The sequence below is a fragment of the Alkaliphilus peptidifermentans DSM 18978 genome (genome assembly GCF_900101495.1).
Taxonomy (GTDB): domain Bacteria; phylum Bacillota; class Clostridia; order Peptostreptococcales; family Natronincolaceae; genus Alkaliphilus_C; species Alkaliphilus_C peptidifermentans.
Map to the genome: position 1 here is coordinate 119,614 of NZ_FMUS01000010.1, position 16,489 is coordinate 136,102.

Genomic DNA, 16,489 nt, shown 5'->3' on the forward strand with positions numbered 1-16,489 from the left:
ACAAAAGGATAAAACTGGAGATTCCAACATTAAAACGCATTATAAATTAACATAATGTAGGACAATGAGCAAATTCTTCCTCTAAATGGTTAGAGCAAATAAATGACGAAAGGTAAAATATTAATTCCTATATGTAACGTTTATTCTATTGAATAATATACTGTGAGTATAAGTGTATTCATATAGAAAGGAGAAGAGTATTGAAACCAAAAGAAAGGATGTATATTGATGCAAAGAATGAACAATTTCAGCTTAAGGGTACAAAGGAAGTATGCTATTTAATAAAGGGTGTAGATGAGAACACCATTAAACAGAGAATTTATGATTCTGTTGGTATTCATACCTTGAGAATTGAGATTGTTCCTTCTAGTGAAAAAGTAATAATTACCTATAATGAAAACTTTATTAGTCCAACCTTTATGGACTACAGATTTAATTTAAAGGGTTTATCTTTTAAAAGAGAAGAATGTAAATGATATAAAGAATAGCACGTAAGGAGGCATTAAAATTGTCATTTTACGATATTAATAGGACGACTGAAAATAACAGAACTGCAAATATGAGGTTAGTAATTAGAGATATGTTGACTTGGGAGGATTATAATATTATCACTAAAGAATTGAAAAAGGATACAGGTATAAAAAGCATAGCACCATTTACTGATGGTAATATACTTAAAATAACATATTGGCCTTCACGCTATAATATTGAGAATACTTTTTATTTAATTGGTAGATTAGGATATAGGATAGTTGATAAGAGGAAAAAATTGAAGTCAGCTGATTTAAGTAAAAGACGTGGCTGATGTGTAAATAGAAGATAACAGACAGTTTGTCTGTTTAATAAATTTTAATAAGGAGGGTTGTAATGAGTTTATATGAAGACAAATTAGATAAGCTTACTGCAAAAATGGAGGAGATATCTTATTCATCTGTTCCCCCCAAATATACGGAGTTAATAGAAAAATTTCAAGCTCAAAATACTTACAATTCAATCACTATGAACATTATGATTACAAACCTTGACAATGAAAATGACCATGAAATTTTATCAACAGCCCTAAATGAAATAAAAGGAGTGAAACGTATAGGAGATTTTCAACGTCAGAAGCTGGCAGTAACCTTCAATCAAAATGAAACCAGCTTAGAACATATAGTTTATAAGATATCAAAAATGGGCTATCGGTACATTAACAGATTCTGACAAAAATGCTAAAGTCAGGGTGGCTTAATAGCGTTAATAACAATAAAAAAAAATGAAGATTACTATTAACTTTGTAACACATAACTATATAAATTAATACTATGAAGTAGAAGTAAAACATAAGTTTTAACTTTTTAACAAAAAATTAAAGAAGGAGGATAAAAGATGTCTGATGTAAGTAAAAAACAAATTCAACCAGTACAACCAGGCCAATGTCCTATTATAGACGGCGTACCAGTTTGCCCACCACCTGACAGAGTTGAATGTATAGTGGTAGACAAAGTATATGATAGCTGCTTCCAAATCGATGATAGAACCAGAGAAATCTCAACTGACTCAGAAGAATTTGGAACAGGACTAGAGCAGGGTGACCCTGTAGTATGCGCTTTGACAGAGGACGCAGAAATTACATGTACAGAAATTAGTCGTACACCTGTAGGAGATGGCTTTTTTACAATTGTACTTTCAGTAAATGTTCCAGTTACATTAACTAATCCAGAAGCAGCAAATGGGGAAGATGACGAAATAGAGAGAATTTTTACATTTAGCAAAACAGTTACATTGTGTGCACCTGAAGGTGTGGATATTGATTGTAGTGAAAGTGTACTATTGTCTTGCAATTGCGTAGTTACTGATGTAGATGAGATTGACGAAGAACTAGAATATTCTATAACCTGTGATATTCAGGTGTGTTTAGTGGTAAAAGCAATTCTTAGAGTACAGCTATTAGTTCCAAGCTACGGCTTCTGTGTACCAGCGCCTTGTGTAACAATACCAGGTGTATGCCCTCCATTACCACCAGAACAATGTTTCTAACATAATTATCAAGGGGAGTCATCAATGATGGCTCTTTTTTCTATTTCCTTCGGAATTTCCTGAGGTTGTTGAAAACCCTGATGTTTCGGGAAAGTTCCTTTCGAATTTCCTATGCAATACAGCATAGAAAATTAACGAGTGAAATGCTTTTGTTCTTTTTGTAAAGTTGGAGAAAATAATTTATAATGATATCATATAAAATATGAGGTGCAAATTATCGCCAACTGTTTACTTAAGTTTTAAAATCGAGTTTACAATATAAATATTACTTTGTCTTCAGTCTGGTACAAACTATAAATTATGATTAGAATGCTAAAATTGCAAATGTATTGAGAATAGGAAGTAAGGGTGATTAAAATGGATTTATTTGATATAGCTAAGGAAAATGAATTGGAAAACCAAGGCCCATTGGCCGATAAAATGAGACCTAGAGTTCTAAAGGAAATTGTTGGACAAGACCATCTTTTGGGAACGGGTAAATTTCTGAATAGATGTCTTTCTTCGAAAAGGTTACCATCTATTATCCTATGGGGTCCACCTGGAACTGGGAAAACCACAGTTGCTAAGGTGATAGCTAATGAAATTGATGCTGCTTTTTTTCAATTAAATGCTGTTACAGCAGGGGTAAAGGATATTAGAGAGGTTGTTGAGAAGGCTGGGAATCTATTGGGTATGTATAAGAAGAAGAGCATACTATTTATAGATGAAATTCATCGTTTTTCTAAAAATCAACAGGATGCTCTTTTACCACATGTAGAAAAGGGATTATTGATTTTAATTGGAGCTACCACTGAAAATCCATATTTTCAAGTAAACAGTGCATTAATATCACGTACTACTGTATTGAAGCTGGAGCTATTAACTGATAAAGATGTAAAGCTATTAATTAAGAGAGCTATTTCAGATGTTGATAGGGGACTAGGTACTTACAATATTGAAATAACTGACGAAGCAATAGATCATATTTCATCTACTTCTGGAGGCGATGCTAGAAGGGCCTTAAATGCACTTGAAATATCAGTATTAAGCACATCCTTGGATAAAGACATGAAAATTTGTATAGATCTAGATATTGCACAGGAATCTATACAGAAAAGAGCTGTTCTTTATGATAAAGATGGTGATCAACATTACGATGTTATATCAGCCTTCATTAAAAGTATCAGGGGAAGTGACCCTAATGCTGCTCTTCATTATTTAGCTAAGATGATATATGGAGGAGAAGACCCAGAGTTTATAGCAAGACGCTTAATTATATCTGCTTCTGAGGATATTGGAAACGCAGATCCTAATGCTCTACAAATTGCCATCTCGGCCCATGAAGCAATAAAAATAATTGGGATGCCTGAGGGACGTATACCATTAGCCCAAGCAACTACTTATTTAGCAACAGCACCTAAAAGTAATGCAGCTTACATGGGTATAAATAATGCCCTCAGGGATGTAGAAAAAACTCATGCTACTGTCCCTATTCATTTAAGGGATGCCAGCTATAGAGGGGCAAAATCTTTTGGACATGGAGATGGATATTTATACCCCCATGATTATAAGAATAATTATATTAAGCAGCAATATTTACCTGATGAGTTATTAGATAGAGAATATTATTATATAACTGAAAATGGGTACGAGAAGAAAATCAAGAAGCATATGAATTCTATTAAAGAAGATCTATAACTTCTCTTATCACTCTTATAAAAAAGGATCCCAGTAAAATTGGAATCCTTTTTCATGCCTCCGTAACCTATTATTTTCAAATTCATATATTATACTAAAAGACTCAATAGGAGGAATGGTCATGATAAAAAGAAATGAGTTGACTTATTATATTGCAGTTTTTGAATCAAAAAACCATGCCATATATCTTTATCAGCATTTGCGACGTAAGGGTATAAAAGAATATGAATTAGTTTCAACTCCATGCCAAATAAGATCAGGTTGTAGCTATGCATTAAAATTCAAAGTGTTAGAGAGTTATGATTTATTACAAAAAGAATCAGTATATATAAAATGTAAAATATTATCTGTATATTCAATAGAAAGAATAAATGGTAAAAGAATATTTAAGCAGATAGTAGTACCTACCTAAAGAGGTTTTTTACTCGATTTACAAATCCATTACTATCTTCCCAAATATTCATAATTCTATCTTCAAGCTCCATGGCTTGTTTTTTGAATTTAACTATTTTTTCATCTAACCTATAGAGCTTTTGTTGATAATCATCTAACTTGGAATGTAGACCTAGTTGTTCATATTCAAATTTAGATATTTCTTTTGTTAGTTGAGTTAAGTCTGAATGTAGCTGTGTACAGAGATCTAGAGGGTTAAGGTTTGGATCTAGAGCTTTACTGTTGATTTCCAATGATTTTTTAGCTTCTTCTAATTTAGTTATCTCTGGTATAATCCTATTTAAGTATGTTTGTATTTCATTTACAAGCTCATGTAAATCAATGTCTAAACCAACACCTTTAGTAGCAATGAAGTCTTCGGAGGCTATGGGTTGTTTGTGAACTTGATACATATGATTTGATTCGGAATTATGTATCAATGGCTTTGGTTCAGCAGAGCTTGTTTTTTTTACTTCAACTTCCTCAAACTTTTGCTGATTAGTTGTTTCATCATCCATTTCTTTAAAAATTTCTGCTCCAATAATTTTTATATGGTTATCAATAAATCCATAAAGGTGAGATAGTGAATATGCTTGTTTTTCATAGGGGTTATTTGTTGCATAACGTAAAAGTATGGGATTTTCTATTTTATAAAGCTTTGGTTTGGAAGAAGCTGACCATGTAATACCGCTGTCTCGTGAAGTGATTTCGCTAATTACATTATTTTGTTTACTTAATACTTTAAGCATCAAGTCATCCTGAATAAGTACTGGTGCAAGATGATTAGCATTCTTATTGGATAAATCCATTATTTCAGACCATTTTGATTTATTACTAACTATATTTGTTTTTCTTCTATACTTTAAAGCAAAATTATTATCTTCAATAGTATTAAATACAACATGTAAATTATTGTTATTATCTATTAGCATATGGGGGTGACTGTGATCGTCTTTGGTATTAGAAATCAACTCTCCTGAGCTCCATCTATTATTGTATAAGTTGAATTTACAATAATATAGTTGATGATTAGTTTTATGATACGCTTTATATAGAAGATGTATACAATTGTTCTTATCAACAGCTACTTGATAAGGACTTTGATATTTACCAGGTAAGTAGGTAGTAACTGTTGATTTCTTGATGTCTTTATCATTCCAGTACATATGTTCAATTGTTGTAATCATAGTATTTAGAAGGTTCGTTTTATTACAAAGAATATGACTATAGGAATTATTTATAAGTATATTCAAATTTTTATATGTATTAGACTTAATATCTAATATTGATAAAATCTTGTTACTCCATTTCTTCTTATAATGGATATAGTAAATCAACTGACCTATACCAGAGATAGATACTAAATGAATTTTATCATCAGTATCAATATTTACGGAGAAATCAATAACAGGCTCTGTATCTAGCTGTTTCCTTCTAATAAACTCATTATTACTATCAAAAAAATCATAGTGAATCACTCTATTATTGTCTAAGTAAAAATAATAGGTGAAATCCTTCGATGTTTTAACTATATGTTGTAGTGATGATGAAACTTCCATAGCTTTCACACCCTCTTTAAAAAATTTTATAAATTGTATCACCAATTATGTGTTTACTTCATACTATGATATTATTATGTTTTTTATTAATTATTTATTAGACAAACAGTAATTAGGGGGGGAGTATATGTCAGTTAATCATGAGGAGAGTTTAGAGGTTAAAAATCAAGAAAGGAATCAATTTTTTCCGGATTTTAAATCAGAATGTATTATTGCTGATAAAGTATATGCCCATTGTCAAGAAAGGGAATGTTTTGAACAGATATCCGTTAATTTACCGGAAGGAGGCTCCTTCGAGTTTGTCGACATTGCATTTAACCCAGGGGAGATTGTCTTAGGTTCACTAGCTATAACACCAATAGCCAATAGACCTAACTTTAGCCGTGTTAAATTTAAGGTGCTGATTACCAACATATTAAGAGCTAGAAATCGTGAGACAGGTGCTATAATAATGATTAATAATGAATTACCAGAAATACATAAAGACATTGTTTTATTTATTCCTGAAGCTAGGGATGAATTCAAGTTTCAAATAGGTATTGAAACAGCTTCACAAATGCTAACTGAACCAATTAAAGAGGAGGGAGTCTTTGTTTTTGCTGTAGGAGTATTTATTGTCATTAAAGTAATTGGTAGAGTCCAACTGCTAGTACCTGTATTTGGATTTTGTCCAGAGCCTCCTGAATGTGAAGAATTTTCACCTGAAGATGCACGTGTTGAATTTGAAACAGCACCATTCCCTGAATTTTTCCCTCAATTTGATGAATATAATTTTAATGAACTATTATAAAACAACCTAAAAAACTGCCCAGTGGCAGTTTTTTAGGTTGTTTCTTAAATATTATTTATTATTATCGTGTAATAAACATTTGAGTGTAATATCTATCATGAATACCTACTCCTATATGAGTAAAGTTTGGGTTAAGAATGTTTTTTCTATGACCATCTGAATTCATTAATCCATTGTGAGCTGACTCTACACTACTGTGCATAGCTAGGTTTTCACCAGCTCCTTTGAATTGTATACCAAAGGCACGCATCATATCAAATGGTGAACCATAAGTTGGTGATTCATGTGCGAAGTATTTGTTATCGTGCATGTCTTTAGACTTTACTCTTGCTACATATGATAAATCAACATCAATTTTTAATGGCTGAACTCCGGCCTTTGCTCTTTCTGCATTAACAAGCTCAATCATTTTAATTTCATTTGCAGTTAAAGAGTGTTTAGCATTTTCAACTGATTGTTGAGGTGCAGGTGCTGGCTCTGGAGCAGGTGTTGGCTCTGGAGCAGGTGTTGGCTCTGGAGCAGGTGCTGGCGCTGGAGTAGGTGTTGGCGCTGGAGCAGGTGCTGGCGCCGGTGTTGACTCTGGTGTAGGTGCTTTCTCAACAGGTGCTTGAACAACTGGTGTTTGCTTTTCCTGTGGGTTAGCGATTACAACTTTGTTTGTAAAGGTTGGTGCGTCGTTTCCTTGGGTTTTAGCATTATTGAATCTTGTATTAATATTTAAACCTCTTATATTTATTTGGAAAGCAGTTCTTAAGCTACCAACACTAATTAAATTAGCACTGTTTGACCCTTTGAAACTAGTAAATGCACTTGCTGGTGCTGCTGTTGATATAAATAGTGCAGCTACAATTGCAGGTACTACAACCTTTTTATAAGTTTTATTGAATAACATATTATCAATCCCTCCTATATCTAAGCTTGTATACTATGTTACAGGACTGTAACAATCTATTCAATCCACAATATATGGTTCTAAATATAGATTACGGCAGAATGGGAAAGGTATGGATATAGGTAGCAATAAAACTCCTATATAAAGGATATTAATTTTACTAATCCTGAAGGGAAGGGCATATAATAAATTTAATAAAGTAGTTATTATTTGAATAGATATTAATTTATAGGTTTGTACAACAAAATGGGGGGAAGAAAATTGAAAATATGTATAATAGGAGGTACTGGTCAACTAGGAAATGAATTAAATAATGTATTTAAAAATAAAAATATTATTAGTCTAGGAAAAAAACAAATGGACATTACTAATTTAGATGAAACTAATAATATTCTAAAAAGCATTAAGCCTGATTGGTTGATACATACAGCTGCCTTTACAAATGTAGATAAATGCGAAGAAAGGCAGGAAATAGCATATCAAGTAAACACAATGGGTACAGCAAATGTTGCTAAAGTAGCTTCGGAATTAAAAAGTAAACTAATATATATTAGCTCGGATTATGTTTTTGATGGTGAAAAGGGTAGCCCATATCATGAGGAAGACCAGCAAAACCCAATAAATGTATATGGTAAATCCAAGTATTTAGGTGAATTGGAGGTAATGAAAAATTTAAAAACTTATTACATTGTACGTACTTCATGGTTATATGGATTTAGAGGGAACAATTTTGTTCAAACAATATTAAACTTAACAAATCATAATACCTTGATTAGTGCAGTAAATGATCAACGGGGTTGTCCAACATTTACATACGATTTAGCACAGGCTTTAGAAATCTTGGTTGATAAAGAAGAAGGACACGGTATATACCATTTAGTAAACAATGATAGTTGCACATGGTATGACTTCGCAGAAGAAATTTGTAGGATAAAGAAAATTAATGCAAAGGTGATACCAATTAAGACTGAGGAAATTAGAAGAAAGGCTCCAAGACCTCGAAATTCTTCTTTGCAAAATAACTCATCAATAAAATTAAGACATTGGAAGGAAGCACTGAATCAATTTCTTAGAGATTATCAGTAGACCAGATAGGTTGTATAACCTATCTCAGACTGTTGAAAATCCTCCATCTTCTTCGTTGCTGCAAAAACCCAGCACCTTAACGTATTATGTATACGCTGCAGTCGCTGGGTTTTCTTGCGCCTTGAATCCAAAGAATTTTCAACAGTCTGGATATTGTTGACTTTTTCAACAACCTCGGATAGGTTTTATAACCTATCTTTTTTATTGGGATTAATAAGAATACTTTACTAATTCACTATGTATTTATTATTTTGAAAATTTCTACAATTTGATAACTGAATGAGTTGAAATAAGGTCCTAAAATATTGACAATATTTATTAAAAAAAAATAAATGTAATGTTGACAAAAATAGTAGGGTATAATATACTGAGAATGAATTCCAATCAATCTACTTGGGATTAAAGGAGTGAAGGAAACATGAGGCTTTCGACAAAGGGAAGATATGGTCTTAAGGCCATGTATGACTTAGCAATTAATTATGGTGATGGTCCTATCGCCTTAAAAAATATAGCTGAACGACAACGAATTTCAGATCATTATCTTGAACAGTTAATTGCTACATTACGAAAAGCAGGTCTAGTTAAAAGTGTTAGAGGGGCCCAGGGTGGATATATGCTAGCTACTGCGCCAGATAAAATAACAGTAGGTGACATTATTCGTACTCTTGAGGGGCCACTTGGTCCATCAGAATGTGTTTTGGAAGAAGATCCTAGTGCCTGTGATAATGCAGAATGCTGTGTAACTAGGGTGGTATGGGAGAAAATAAGAATTAGTATTAGTGAAGTAATTGACTCTATCTCTTTACAGGACATGGTGGATGATTATCATAAAATGAAAAATAAAGATCACTACATGTACTACATCTAATACAAAGCAAGGAGAGGAAGACATGAATAAAAGAGTTTATTTAGATTACTCAGCGACTACACCAATGAAGCAAGAAGTTTTGGATGCAATGATGCCTTATTTTAATGTTAGCTTTGGTAATCCATCTAGTATTTATACCTATGGTAGAGAAAGCAAAGGTGCCATTGATAAAGCAAGAGATATTATTGCAAAATCATTAAATTCAAGCCCAGACGAGATATTCTTTACTGCTGGAGGCTCTGAATCAGACAACTGGGCAGTAAAAGGTATTGCCTATGCAAATAGAAGTAAAGGTAAGCATATTATTACTACTAATGTAGAGCATCATGCTGTTTTGCATACCTGTGAATATTTAGAAAAAGAAGGATATGAGGTTACCTATCTTAGCGTTGATGAATATGGCTTAATTAGTATTGACCAGCTAAAGGCTGCTATACGACCAGATACTATACTTATAACAATAATGTTCGCCAATAACGAAATTGGTACGATACAACCAATTAAAGAAATAGGTCAAATTGCGCGTAATAATAATGTTTATTTCCATACAGATGCTGTTCAAGCATATGGAAATATGAAAATAGACGTTAATGAGCTTGGAATAGATTTAATGTCGGTATCTGCTCATAAGCTGTATGGACCCAAGGGCACTGGTGCTTTGTATATTAAAAAGGGTGTAAAGATACATCAGTTAATTCATGGTGGTGGACAAGAAAAGAGAAGAAGAGCTGGTACTGAAAATGTACCGGGTATTGTTGGCTTTGCTAAAGCGGTACAGCTAGCTCATGAAAATTTAGAAGACCATATAAAGCATATTACTTCCTTAAGAGATAAGCTTATTACTGGATTAAAGGAAAAAATACAATATCTAAAATTGAATGGACATCCCACCAAAAGACTTCCTGGAAATGTGAATTATAGTATTGAATTCGTTGAAGGTGAATCCCTATTACTTAGCCTTGATATGGTTGGTATTGCATGCTCCAGCGGTTCAGCCTGCACTTCAGGATCTTTAGATCCTTCTCATGTTTTAATGGCTATAGGCTTAACTCATGAAGTAGCCCATGGATCATTAAGATTAACAGTAGGAGACTTTACTTCAGAAGAAGACATTGATTATGTTATCGAGAAATTACCACCAATTGTAGAAAAATTAAGACAGATGTCACCACTTTATGAGAAGGTAAAAGGAGGAAACTAAATGTACAGCGATAAAGTAATGGAACACTTTATGAATCCCAGAAATGTTGGTGAAATAGAAAATCCAGATGCAGTAGGTCAAGTAGGTAACCCGAAATGCGGAGATATAATGAAGATGTATTTGAAAATTGAAGACGATGTTATTGTTGATGTAAAGTTCAAAACCTTCGGATGTGGCTCCGCAATTGCAACCTCAAGTATAGCAACTGAAATGATAAAAGGTAAAACCGTAGAAGAGGCCTTAAACTTGACAAATAGAGCTGTAGCAGAGGCACTTGATGGCTTGCCACCTGTAAAAATGCACTGCTCTGTATTGGCAGAACAGGCAGTCAAATCTGCTATCTATGATTATGCAAAAAGAAACAATTTAAGTTACGATGGGTTAGATGGTTTTGATCCCAATGACGAGCATGATCATCACCATGATATAGAGGAAGATCACTAGAAGAATAAATATCAAAAATGTGCAGGTATTCCCTGCATTTTTTTTTGTTTTATAAGAAAAATAGTAATGAGGCTAACAAAAAATGAGGGATATGTATGCTACTAGAAAGTGAATTAATAGGAGTTTCAATAATAAATCAGTCAGCCATAAACTTAGGTTATAGTGTTGAAAATGCTATATATTCATCAAATTTATTAAGGTTACTAGGTTTCTCCTTAAAATCCAAAGCAAGAAAATCTAGGAATAAGCACTGTATTCAGTGGAAAAGAATTATAGCCTTTTCTAAAGAAGGTATAGTTATTGCCTCTGAAAGGGAAATTATACTTCCAAAACAAATACCTGATATACATGAAGCTTATTTAAAAAAAATAGAAGTAATGGGGATGGAAATAAAATCTCAAGAAGGGGTTTTGATTGGTATTGTAAAGGATATTGTAATTGCTGACAATAATGGAAATATAATGGGGTTTATTGCCAGCGAAGGCTTATTAACAGATTTAATTGATGGTTATAGCTATTTACCTCGATCTAAATGTAAATTTAATGATGCATTTGGATGTTTAACCGTAGAGGATGACTTTGAAGATGTACTTATTCATCATCCTTTAGGTGGCTTGAAAAAAATACTTGGTATAGATATAACAAATCAACAAAAAATATAGTTGAGAAACTGTATAAAGGAGATGATATAATGAACCGGTCAATGATGATGGGATTAGTTACTGGAGGACTTTTAGGTGCTACGGTAGGAATGTATGCAGTTTCTAACATGAGCCCTAAAGATAGAAAAAAAGCCATGAGACGTACAAGAAAAATGCTATCTAAGGCAGTTATGATGAATGTACTCTAAAAAAAAGCAGCTAGTAAGCTGCTTTTCTTTTAAATGATTGCAATAAAAAAATTTGGCTAAGAATATATTATATAGTTAGGGGGGAGAAATGTGGAGAATAATACTGCTTTGGAGACTTTATCAAATAGCATAAGAACTTTTACTGAGAAAAGTTATTTTAATAGTTTCTTGAACTTCTTTACGCAATTATTAATAATTATGTTACTAGGATTTATTATTTATTATCTTGTACATATTGGAAATAGATATGTTGATGAAAATAGAAGAGTAAATATAAAGAAAAAACAAATTGTTTATTTCTTGCTTTCAATTATTATTATGCTACTTATTCTTTTTATTTTTCAAATAAGAACTTTTATTTTACAGATATTATATCCATTTATTTTAGCCATAGTACTAGCTTATACACTTAATCCTTTGGTTAAATATTTAAACTCTAAGGGTATAAAACGTCTTTGGGGAGTACTAATTATTTACTTAACTGTTTCATTTATTATTTTTTTAATAACCATAACTTTAATTCCCCAGATGGTGAATGAGGTGAAAAAACTATTGGAGCTCTTACCTAGATACGGTAATGAAACCTATGACTATTTATACAATTTGTTTATAAGATATAATAGAAATATTGATAATTTACCAAGGGAGCTGGATGGAGTTAAGGATTTACTGCATATTAATATTAATCGTGTTCAACAAATAATCTTTAATGTTTTGACATCAGTAACTGATGGAGTACTTAACATGTTTTCTAAAATAGTAGGACTTATATTAATACCGATTTTAGGATTTTACTTCTTAAAGGATGCTGAAGAATTCAAAAAAGCATTAATACTTCTAATTCCAAGTAGAATACGTAAGGAAGCTTTAATTGTTGTGAAGGATATTGATATAGTTTTAGGTGGCTTTATAAGAGGACAATTAATTGTAGCAGCCATTGTAGGATTACTTACAACCATTTCTTTACTAATATTAAAGGTTGAATTTGCTGTACTGGTTGGCTTAATTGCAGGATTAGCTAATATTATTCCATACTTTGGCCCTATAATAGGAATAGTACCTGCTGTTATTTTTGCACTTTTAGACAATCCTATGAAGGCAATATGGGTGGTTATCATTTTTACAATAATACAACAGGTTGAAAGTGCTATCTTGTCTCCCAAAATAGTTGGTAAAAGTGTAGGTATACATCCTATTTGGGTGCTTCTAGCTTTATTAATTGGTGGAAGATTATATGGCCTGGTGGGATTATTAATAGCTGTACCAACTGCTGGTATTATTAAAGTGCTAGGAAAGCATTTAAAGAAATATGTTGTTAAGAGTTAAGAGTTAAAAACTAAGAATTGAGAATTAAGAATTATGAATTAAGATACTAATTGCTTAAGGTTACTTAATAATCAAGTATATATTGACAAAATTTGTGAAAGCTATTATAATTCATTTAAATTAATAATATAAACGTTGAAGAGAAATAGTAATTTGGTTGATTTCTTTCAGAGAGGAGGCTCAAGGCTGTGAAGCTTCCAGATAAACCATTTGAAGCAGTCTCTGAGTTATAATCTCGAATGATGTAGAGATTATCGGGTTATTCCGTTATCATTTGAATTAAGGCGACCTTTATGGTAATTAGGGTGGTACCGCGGGTTTATCTCGTCCCTAAGCATTATAAATGTGGCTTTTTTGTTTTTTGAAAAATATAATTAAAATTCTAAGGAGGAAGTCGAATGGATAAGCTGGGCGTAAATGAAATAAGAAGTCTATTTCTTGAATTTTTCAAATCAAAGGGACATCTTGTGGTAGCAAGTTACCCCCTTGTACCACAAAATGATAAAAGTTTATTATTGATTAATGCTGGTATGGCACCATTAAAGCCGTATTTTGCAGGTACAGAGGAACCACCAAATAAAAGAATGGCAACTTGCCAAAAATGTATTCGTACTGGAGACATCGAAAATGTAGGAAAAACTGCTAGGCATGCTACATTCTTTGAGATGCTTGGAAACTTTTCCTTTGGAGATTACTTTAAAGTTGAATCTATACAGTGGGGTTGGGAATTTGCAACAAAGTATTTAAAGATGCCAGAAGATAAGCTTTGGGCAAGCATTTATCATGAAGATGATGAATCATTTGAAATATGGAATAAGGTCATAGGTCTTCCGGCAGAAAAAATTGTACGTCTAGGAAAAGAGGATAATTTCTGGGAAATAGGTTTGGGACCATGTGGACCTTGTTCTGAAATATACTACGATCGTGGCGAAAAATATAGCTGTGGCTCTCCAAATTGCAAACCGGGCTGTGAATGCGATAGATATATAGAATTTTGGAACCATGTATTCACTCAATTTGATAAGGATGAAGCTGGTAATTACAATTTATTACCAAATCCTAATATTGATACAGGTATGGGGCTTGAAAGGGTTGCTTGCATAATGCAAGATGTTAATTCAATTTATGATATTGATACTATGTCATTTATACTTAAACGGGTATGTGAAGAAATTGGTGTAACATATAAGGAGAATCGTGAAAATGATATTTCTATTTGTATCATAACAGACCATATTCGTTCCATAGCATTTATGATTAGCGATGGTATTATCCCTAGTAATGAAGGAAGAGGTTATGTATTACGGCGATTATTAAGAAGAGCTGCTAGACATGGGAAGCTATTAGGTAACAATGACTTATTTTTATATAAACTGATTGATAGTGTTGTTGAAATGTTTGGCGATGCATATGAGGAATTAAAGGATAAGAAAACGTATATTCAAAAGGTTATAAAGGTTGAAGAAGAGCGTTTTCAGGAAACAATAAATCAAGGATTAGATATATTAAATGAGTATATCAGTAATATGGAGAAGTCCGGAGAGAGAAATTTAACAGGTGAAAATGCCTTTAAGCTATATGACACCTTTGGATTCCCTTTAGAGCTTACAAAGGAAATTCTACAGGAAAAGGGTATGGATGTTAATGAGGATAGCTTTGAGAAAGAAATGGAAAAGCAACGAAATCGTGCTAGAAGTGCTAGAGTTGATGGGGATACAGAGGGCTGGAAGGAAGACGCTTTATCATCTCTAAACAAAGAACTACAGACTAATTTTATTGGGTATGACTATTTAGAAGCAGAAGGAAATATTACTGCTATTATTAAGGAAAATAATATCGTAGATGAAGCTACAACTGACGAAGAAGTAATTATAGTATTAGATAAAACACCTTTTTATGGCGAAAGTGGTGGACAAGTAGGCGATAAAGGTGAAATAGTAAGCTCTTCCTTCAAAGGAGTAGTAACAAACACTAAAAAGGGCTCTAATGATAATATCCTTCATTATGTAAAGATTAAAGAAGGAATAGCCAGCATTGGTCAAACTATTGTTGCAAATGTAAATAAAGATTATCGTCATAATACAGCTAGAAATCATACAGCCACTCATATTCTCCATAAAGCATTAAAAAACATTATTGGTGATCATGTTCAGCAGGCTGGCTCACTAGTTACATCAGAAAGATTAAGGTTTGACTTTACTCACTTTGAAGCATTAAACGGAAATGAGCTGCAAAGTATTGAAGAAGAAATAAATAATAAAATAATGGAAACCTTACCTGTAGAGGTGTTTGAAAGTACACTCCAGGAGGCAAAAAGACTAGGGGCAGAGGCACTTTTTGGTGAAAAATATGGGGATGTTGTTAGGATAGTTAAAACTGGTGATTTCAGCACAGAATTGTGTGGTGGTACCCATGTTAAAAATACAAGTGAAATAGGTATTTTTCTCTTAATAAGCGAAGCAGGAATAGCAGCTGGTGTAAGACGAATTGAAGCTGTGACTGGTGGTGAAGCTTATAAATATATTAAGGAGCAACAAAATACCTTAATTAAGGTTTCGGAAGCTATTAAGGCTCAACCTAGTCAAGTTGTAAATCGCGCTGAAGCATTAGTTAGTGAATTAAAAGAAAAGGATAGAGCGATTAATAAGCTAAAGAATCAATTAGCCACTGGATCAATAGACAAAATAATAAGCAATCCATTAATAATTAACAATGTGAAGGTAATTATTAATAATGTTGGTAACGCTGGTATGGATGATTTAAGGAATCTAGCAGATAGCATAAAGGAGAAAATAGGTAGTAGTGGGGTTATCATTTTGGCTGCAGAAAGCGATGGCAAAGTCAGCTTTGTAGCTGTGGTGACTAAAGATCTTATATCAAAAGGAATACATGCAGGTAACCTCGTGAAGGAAGCTGCTAAGGTAACTGGTGGCGGCGGCGGTGGTCGCCCAGATATGGCACAGGCGGGAGGCAAAGACCCAGGTAAAATAGAAGAGGCACTAGCTACTGTGAAGATTTTATTGGAAGATTTATTAAAATAGAAAGAAAATAAAAGTTAAGAGTTAAGAATTAAGAGTTAAGAGTTAAGAATTAAGAATTAAGAATTAAGAGTTAAGAGTTAAGAGTTAAGAGTTAAGAGTTAAGAGTTAAGAGTTGAGAATTGAGAATTGAGAATTGAGAATTAAAGAGTTAAGAATAGAGCAAAAATAAGGAGTATGTGAAAACATACTCCTGAGGTTGTTGAAAAAGTCAACAATATCCAGACTGATGAAAACGCCACAGATTCGAGGCGCAAGAAAACCTACTCCTCTAATATTATATTAAAATTGAGACATAGGGGTATAA

The 16,489-nt window shown here is 32.8% G+C and carries 17 protein-coding genes and 1 other annotated feature; of the genes, 15 read left to right on the forward strand and 2 right to left on the reverse strand.

Annotation, left to right across the window (positions count from 1 at the left end; all coding sequences use genetic code 11):
• Positions 1-200 precede the first annotated feature (200 nt).
• The 6 genes from BLP68_RS09085 (at position 201) to BLP68_RS09110 (ending at position 4,108) form a co-directional block, all read left to right on the forward strand.
• Positions 201-476 carry a hypothetical protein gene (locus BLP68_RS09085; RefSeq protein ID WP_091542702.1) on the forward strand — a complete coding sequence of 92 codons (276 nt, stop codon included), beginning with the start codon at positions 201-203 and terminating at the stop codon, positions 474-476.
• A gap of 32 nt (positions 477-508) precedes the next feature.
• Entirely contained in the window at positions 509-805 is a 297-nt protein-coding gene (locus BLP68_RS09090; RefSeq protein WP_091542703.1) for a hypothetical protein, read from the forward strand.
• A gap of 62 nt (positions 806-867) precedes the next feature.
• A complete protein-coding gene (locus BLP68_RS09095) occupies positions 868-1,203 on the forward strand; it encodes a heavy-metal-associated domain-containing protein (RefSeq protein ID WP_091542705.1) in 336 nt (111 codons plus the stop codon).
• A 165-nt stretch (positions 1,204-1,368) separates the two neighbouring features.
• The gene (locus tag BLP68_RS09100; protein ID WP_091542708.1) at positions 1,369-2,019 is read left to right on the forward strand and encodes a hypothetical protein; all 651 of its coding nucleotides are present in this window, start codon (positions 1,369-1,371) and stop codon (positions 2,017-2,019) included.
• A 357-nt stretch (positions 2,020-2,376) separates the two neighbouring features.
• Complete coding sequence (locus tag BLP68_RS09105; RefSeq protein ID WP_091542709.1) at positions 2,377-3,696, forward strand: replication-associated recombination protein A; 1,320 nt, start codon at positions 2,377-2,379, stop codon at positions 3,694-3,696.
• Between the two features lie 121 nt (positions 3,697-3,817).
• Positions 3,818-4,108 carry a putative Se/S carrier protein gene (locus tag BLP68_RS09110; RefSeq protein ID WP_176758945.1) on the forward strand — a complete coding sequence of 97 codons (291 nt, stop codon included), beginning with the start codon at positions 3,818-3,820 and terminating at the stop codon, positions 4,106-4,108.
• On the opposite strand, the gene BLP68_RS09115 is transcribed toward BLP68_RS09110, so the two are convergent.
• The gene (locus tag BLP68_RS09115) at positions 4,101-5,687 is read right to left on the reverse strand and encodes a hypothetical protein (RefSeq protein WP_091542713.1); all 1,587 of its coding nucleotides are present in this window, start codon (positions 5,685-5,687) and stop codon (positions 4,101-4,103) included. The two genes, BLP68_RS09110 and BLP68_RS09115, sit on opposite strands and share 8 nt — an antisense overlap.
• Before the next feature lie 127 nt (positions 5,688-5,814).
• On the opposite strand from BLP68_RS09115, the gene BLP68_RS09120 reads away from it, so the two are divergent.
• On the forward strand, positions 5,815-6,477 hold the full coding sequence (locus tag BLP68_RS09120; protein ID WP_091542715.1) for a hypothetical protein: 663 nt from the start codon (positions 5,815-5,817) through the stop codon (positions 6,475-6,477).
• A 61-nt stretch (positions 6,478-6,538) separates the two neighbouring features.
• Here the strand turns inward: BLP68_RS09120 and BLP68_RS09125 are convergent, their stop codons facing one another.
• Positions 6,539-7,369 (reverse strand): CAP domain-containing protein, encoded by an 831-nt coding sequence (locus BLP68_RS09125; RefSeq protein ID WP_091542717.1) that lies wholly within the window; start codon positions 7,367-7,369, stop codon positions 6,539-6,541.
• 261 nt (positions 7,370-7,630) lie between these two features.
• Between BLP68_RS09125 and rfbD the strand changes: the two genes are divergently transcribed.
• From rfbD to alaS, 8 genes are all read left to right on the forward strand, one after another.
• Positions 7,631-8,455 (forward strand): dTDP-4-dehydrorhamnose reductase, encoded by an 825-nt coding sequence (gene rfbD / locus BLP68_RS09130; RefSeq protein ID WP_091542720.1) that lies wholly within the window; start codon positions 7,631-7,633, stop codon positions 8,453-8,455.
• A gap of 418 nt (positions 8,456-8,873) precedes the next feature.
• Positions 8,874-9,323, forward strand: coding sequence for an RrF2 family transcriptional regulator (locus BLP68_RS09135; RefSeq protein WP_091542722.1), 450 nt, complete (start codon positions 8,874-8,876; stop codon positions 9,321-9,323).
• A 22-nt stretch (positions 9,324-9,345) separates the two neighbouring features.
• On the forward strand, positions 9,346-10,524 hold the full coding sequence (nifS, locus tag BLP68_RS09140; protein ID WP_091542724.1) for a cysteine desulfurase NifS: 1,179 nt from the start codon (positions 9,346-9,348) through the stop codon (positions 10,522-10,524).
• Positions 10,525-10,968, forward strand: coding sequence for a Fe-S cluster assembly scaffold protein NifU (nifU, locus tag BLP68_RS09145; RefSeq protein WP_091542727.1), 444 nt, complete (start codon positions 10,525-10,527; stop codon positions 10,966-10,968).
• A 95-nt stretch (positions 10,969-11,063) separates the two neighbouring features.
• Positions 11,064-11,630, forward strand: coding sequence for a PRC-barrel domain-containing protein (locus BLP68_RS09150; protein ID WP_091542730.1), 567 nt, complete (start codon positions 11,064-11,066; stop codon positions 11,628-11,630).
• Positions 11,631-11,659: 29 nt separating this feature from the next.
• Positions 11,660-11,818 carry a YtxH domain-containing protein gene (locus BLP68_RS21430; protein WP_143003079.1) on the forward strand — a complete coding sequence of 53 codons (159 nt, stop codon included), beginning with the start codon at positions 11,660-11,662 and terminating at the stop codon, positions 11,816-11,818.
• A gap of 90 nt (positions 11,819-11,908) precedes the next feature.
• Positions 11,909-13,144, forward strand: coding sequence for an AI-2E family transporter (locus BLP68_RS09155; protein ID WP_242876945.1), 1,236 nt, complete (start codon positions 11,909-11,911; stop codon positions 13,142-13,144).
• A gap of 126 nt (positions 13,145-13,270) precedes the next feature.
• Positions 13,271-13,479, forward strand: a binding site (T-box leader).
• 63 nt (positions 13,480-13,542) lie between these two features.
• Positions 13,543-16,185 (forward strand): alanine--tRNA ligase, encoded by a 2,643-nt coding sequence (gene alaS, locus BLP68_RS09160; RefSeq protein ID WP_091542733.1) that lies wholly within the window; start codon positions 13,543-13,545, stop codon positions 16,183-16,185.
• The last annotated feature ends 304 nt before the right edge of the window (positions 16,186-16,489 follow it).

Excerpts from the sequence above, each read along its gene's own strand:
- BLP68_RS09095 (WP_091542705.1), top strand. The coding sequence starts at position 868 with ATGAGTTTATATGAAGACAAATTAGATAAGCTTACTGCAAAAATGGAG.
- BLP68_RS09100 (WP_091542708.1), top strand. The coding sequence starts at position 1,369 with ATGTCTGATGTAAGTAAAAAACAAATTCAACCAGTACAACCAGGCCAA.
- BLP68_RS09105 (WP_091542709.1), top strand. The coding sequence starts at position 2,377 with ATGGATTTATTTGATATAGCTAAGGAAAATGAATTGGAAAACCAAGGC.
- BLP68_RS09110 (WP_176758945.1), top strand. The coding sequence starts at position 3,818 with ATGATAAAAAGAAATGAGTTGACTTATTATATTGCAGTTTTTGAATCA.
- BLP68_RS09115 (WP_091542713.1), bottom strand. The coding sequence starts at position 5,687 with ATGGAAGTTTCATCATCACTACAACATATAGTTAAAACATCGAAGGAT.
- BLP68_RS09120 (WP_091542715.1), top strand. The coding sequence starts at position 5,815 with ATGTCAGTTAATCATGAGGAGAGTTTAGAGGTTAAAAATCAAGAAAGG.
- BLP68_RS09125 (WP_091542717.1), bottom strand. The coding sequence starts at position 7,369 with ATGTTATTCAATAAAACTTATAAAAAGGTTGTAGTACCTGCAATTGTA.
- BLP68_RS09135 (WP_091542722.1), top strand. The coding sequence starts at position 8,874 with ATGAGGCTTTCGACAAAGGGAAGATATGGTCTTAAGGCCATGTATGAC.
- nifS (WP_091542724.1), top strand. The coding sequence starts at position 9,346 with ATGAATAAAAGAGTTTATTTAGATTACTCAGCGACTACACCAATGAAG.
- nifU (WP_091542727.1), top strand. The coding sequence starts at position 10,525 with ATGTACAGCGATAAAGTAATGGAACACTTTATGAATCCCAGAAATGTT.
- BLP68_RS09150 (WP_091542730.1), top strand. The coding sequence starts at position 11,064 with ATGCTACTAGAAAGTGAATTAATAGGAGTTTCAATAATAAATCAGTCA.
- BLP68_RS21430 (WP_143003079.1), top strand. The coding sequence starts at position 11,660 with ATGAACCGGTCAATGATGATGGGATTAGTTACTGGAGGACTTTTAGGT.
- alaS (WP_091542733.1), top strand. The coding sequence starts at position 13,543 with ATGGATAAGCTGGGCGTAAATGAAATAAGAAGTCTATTTCTTGAATTT.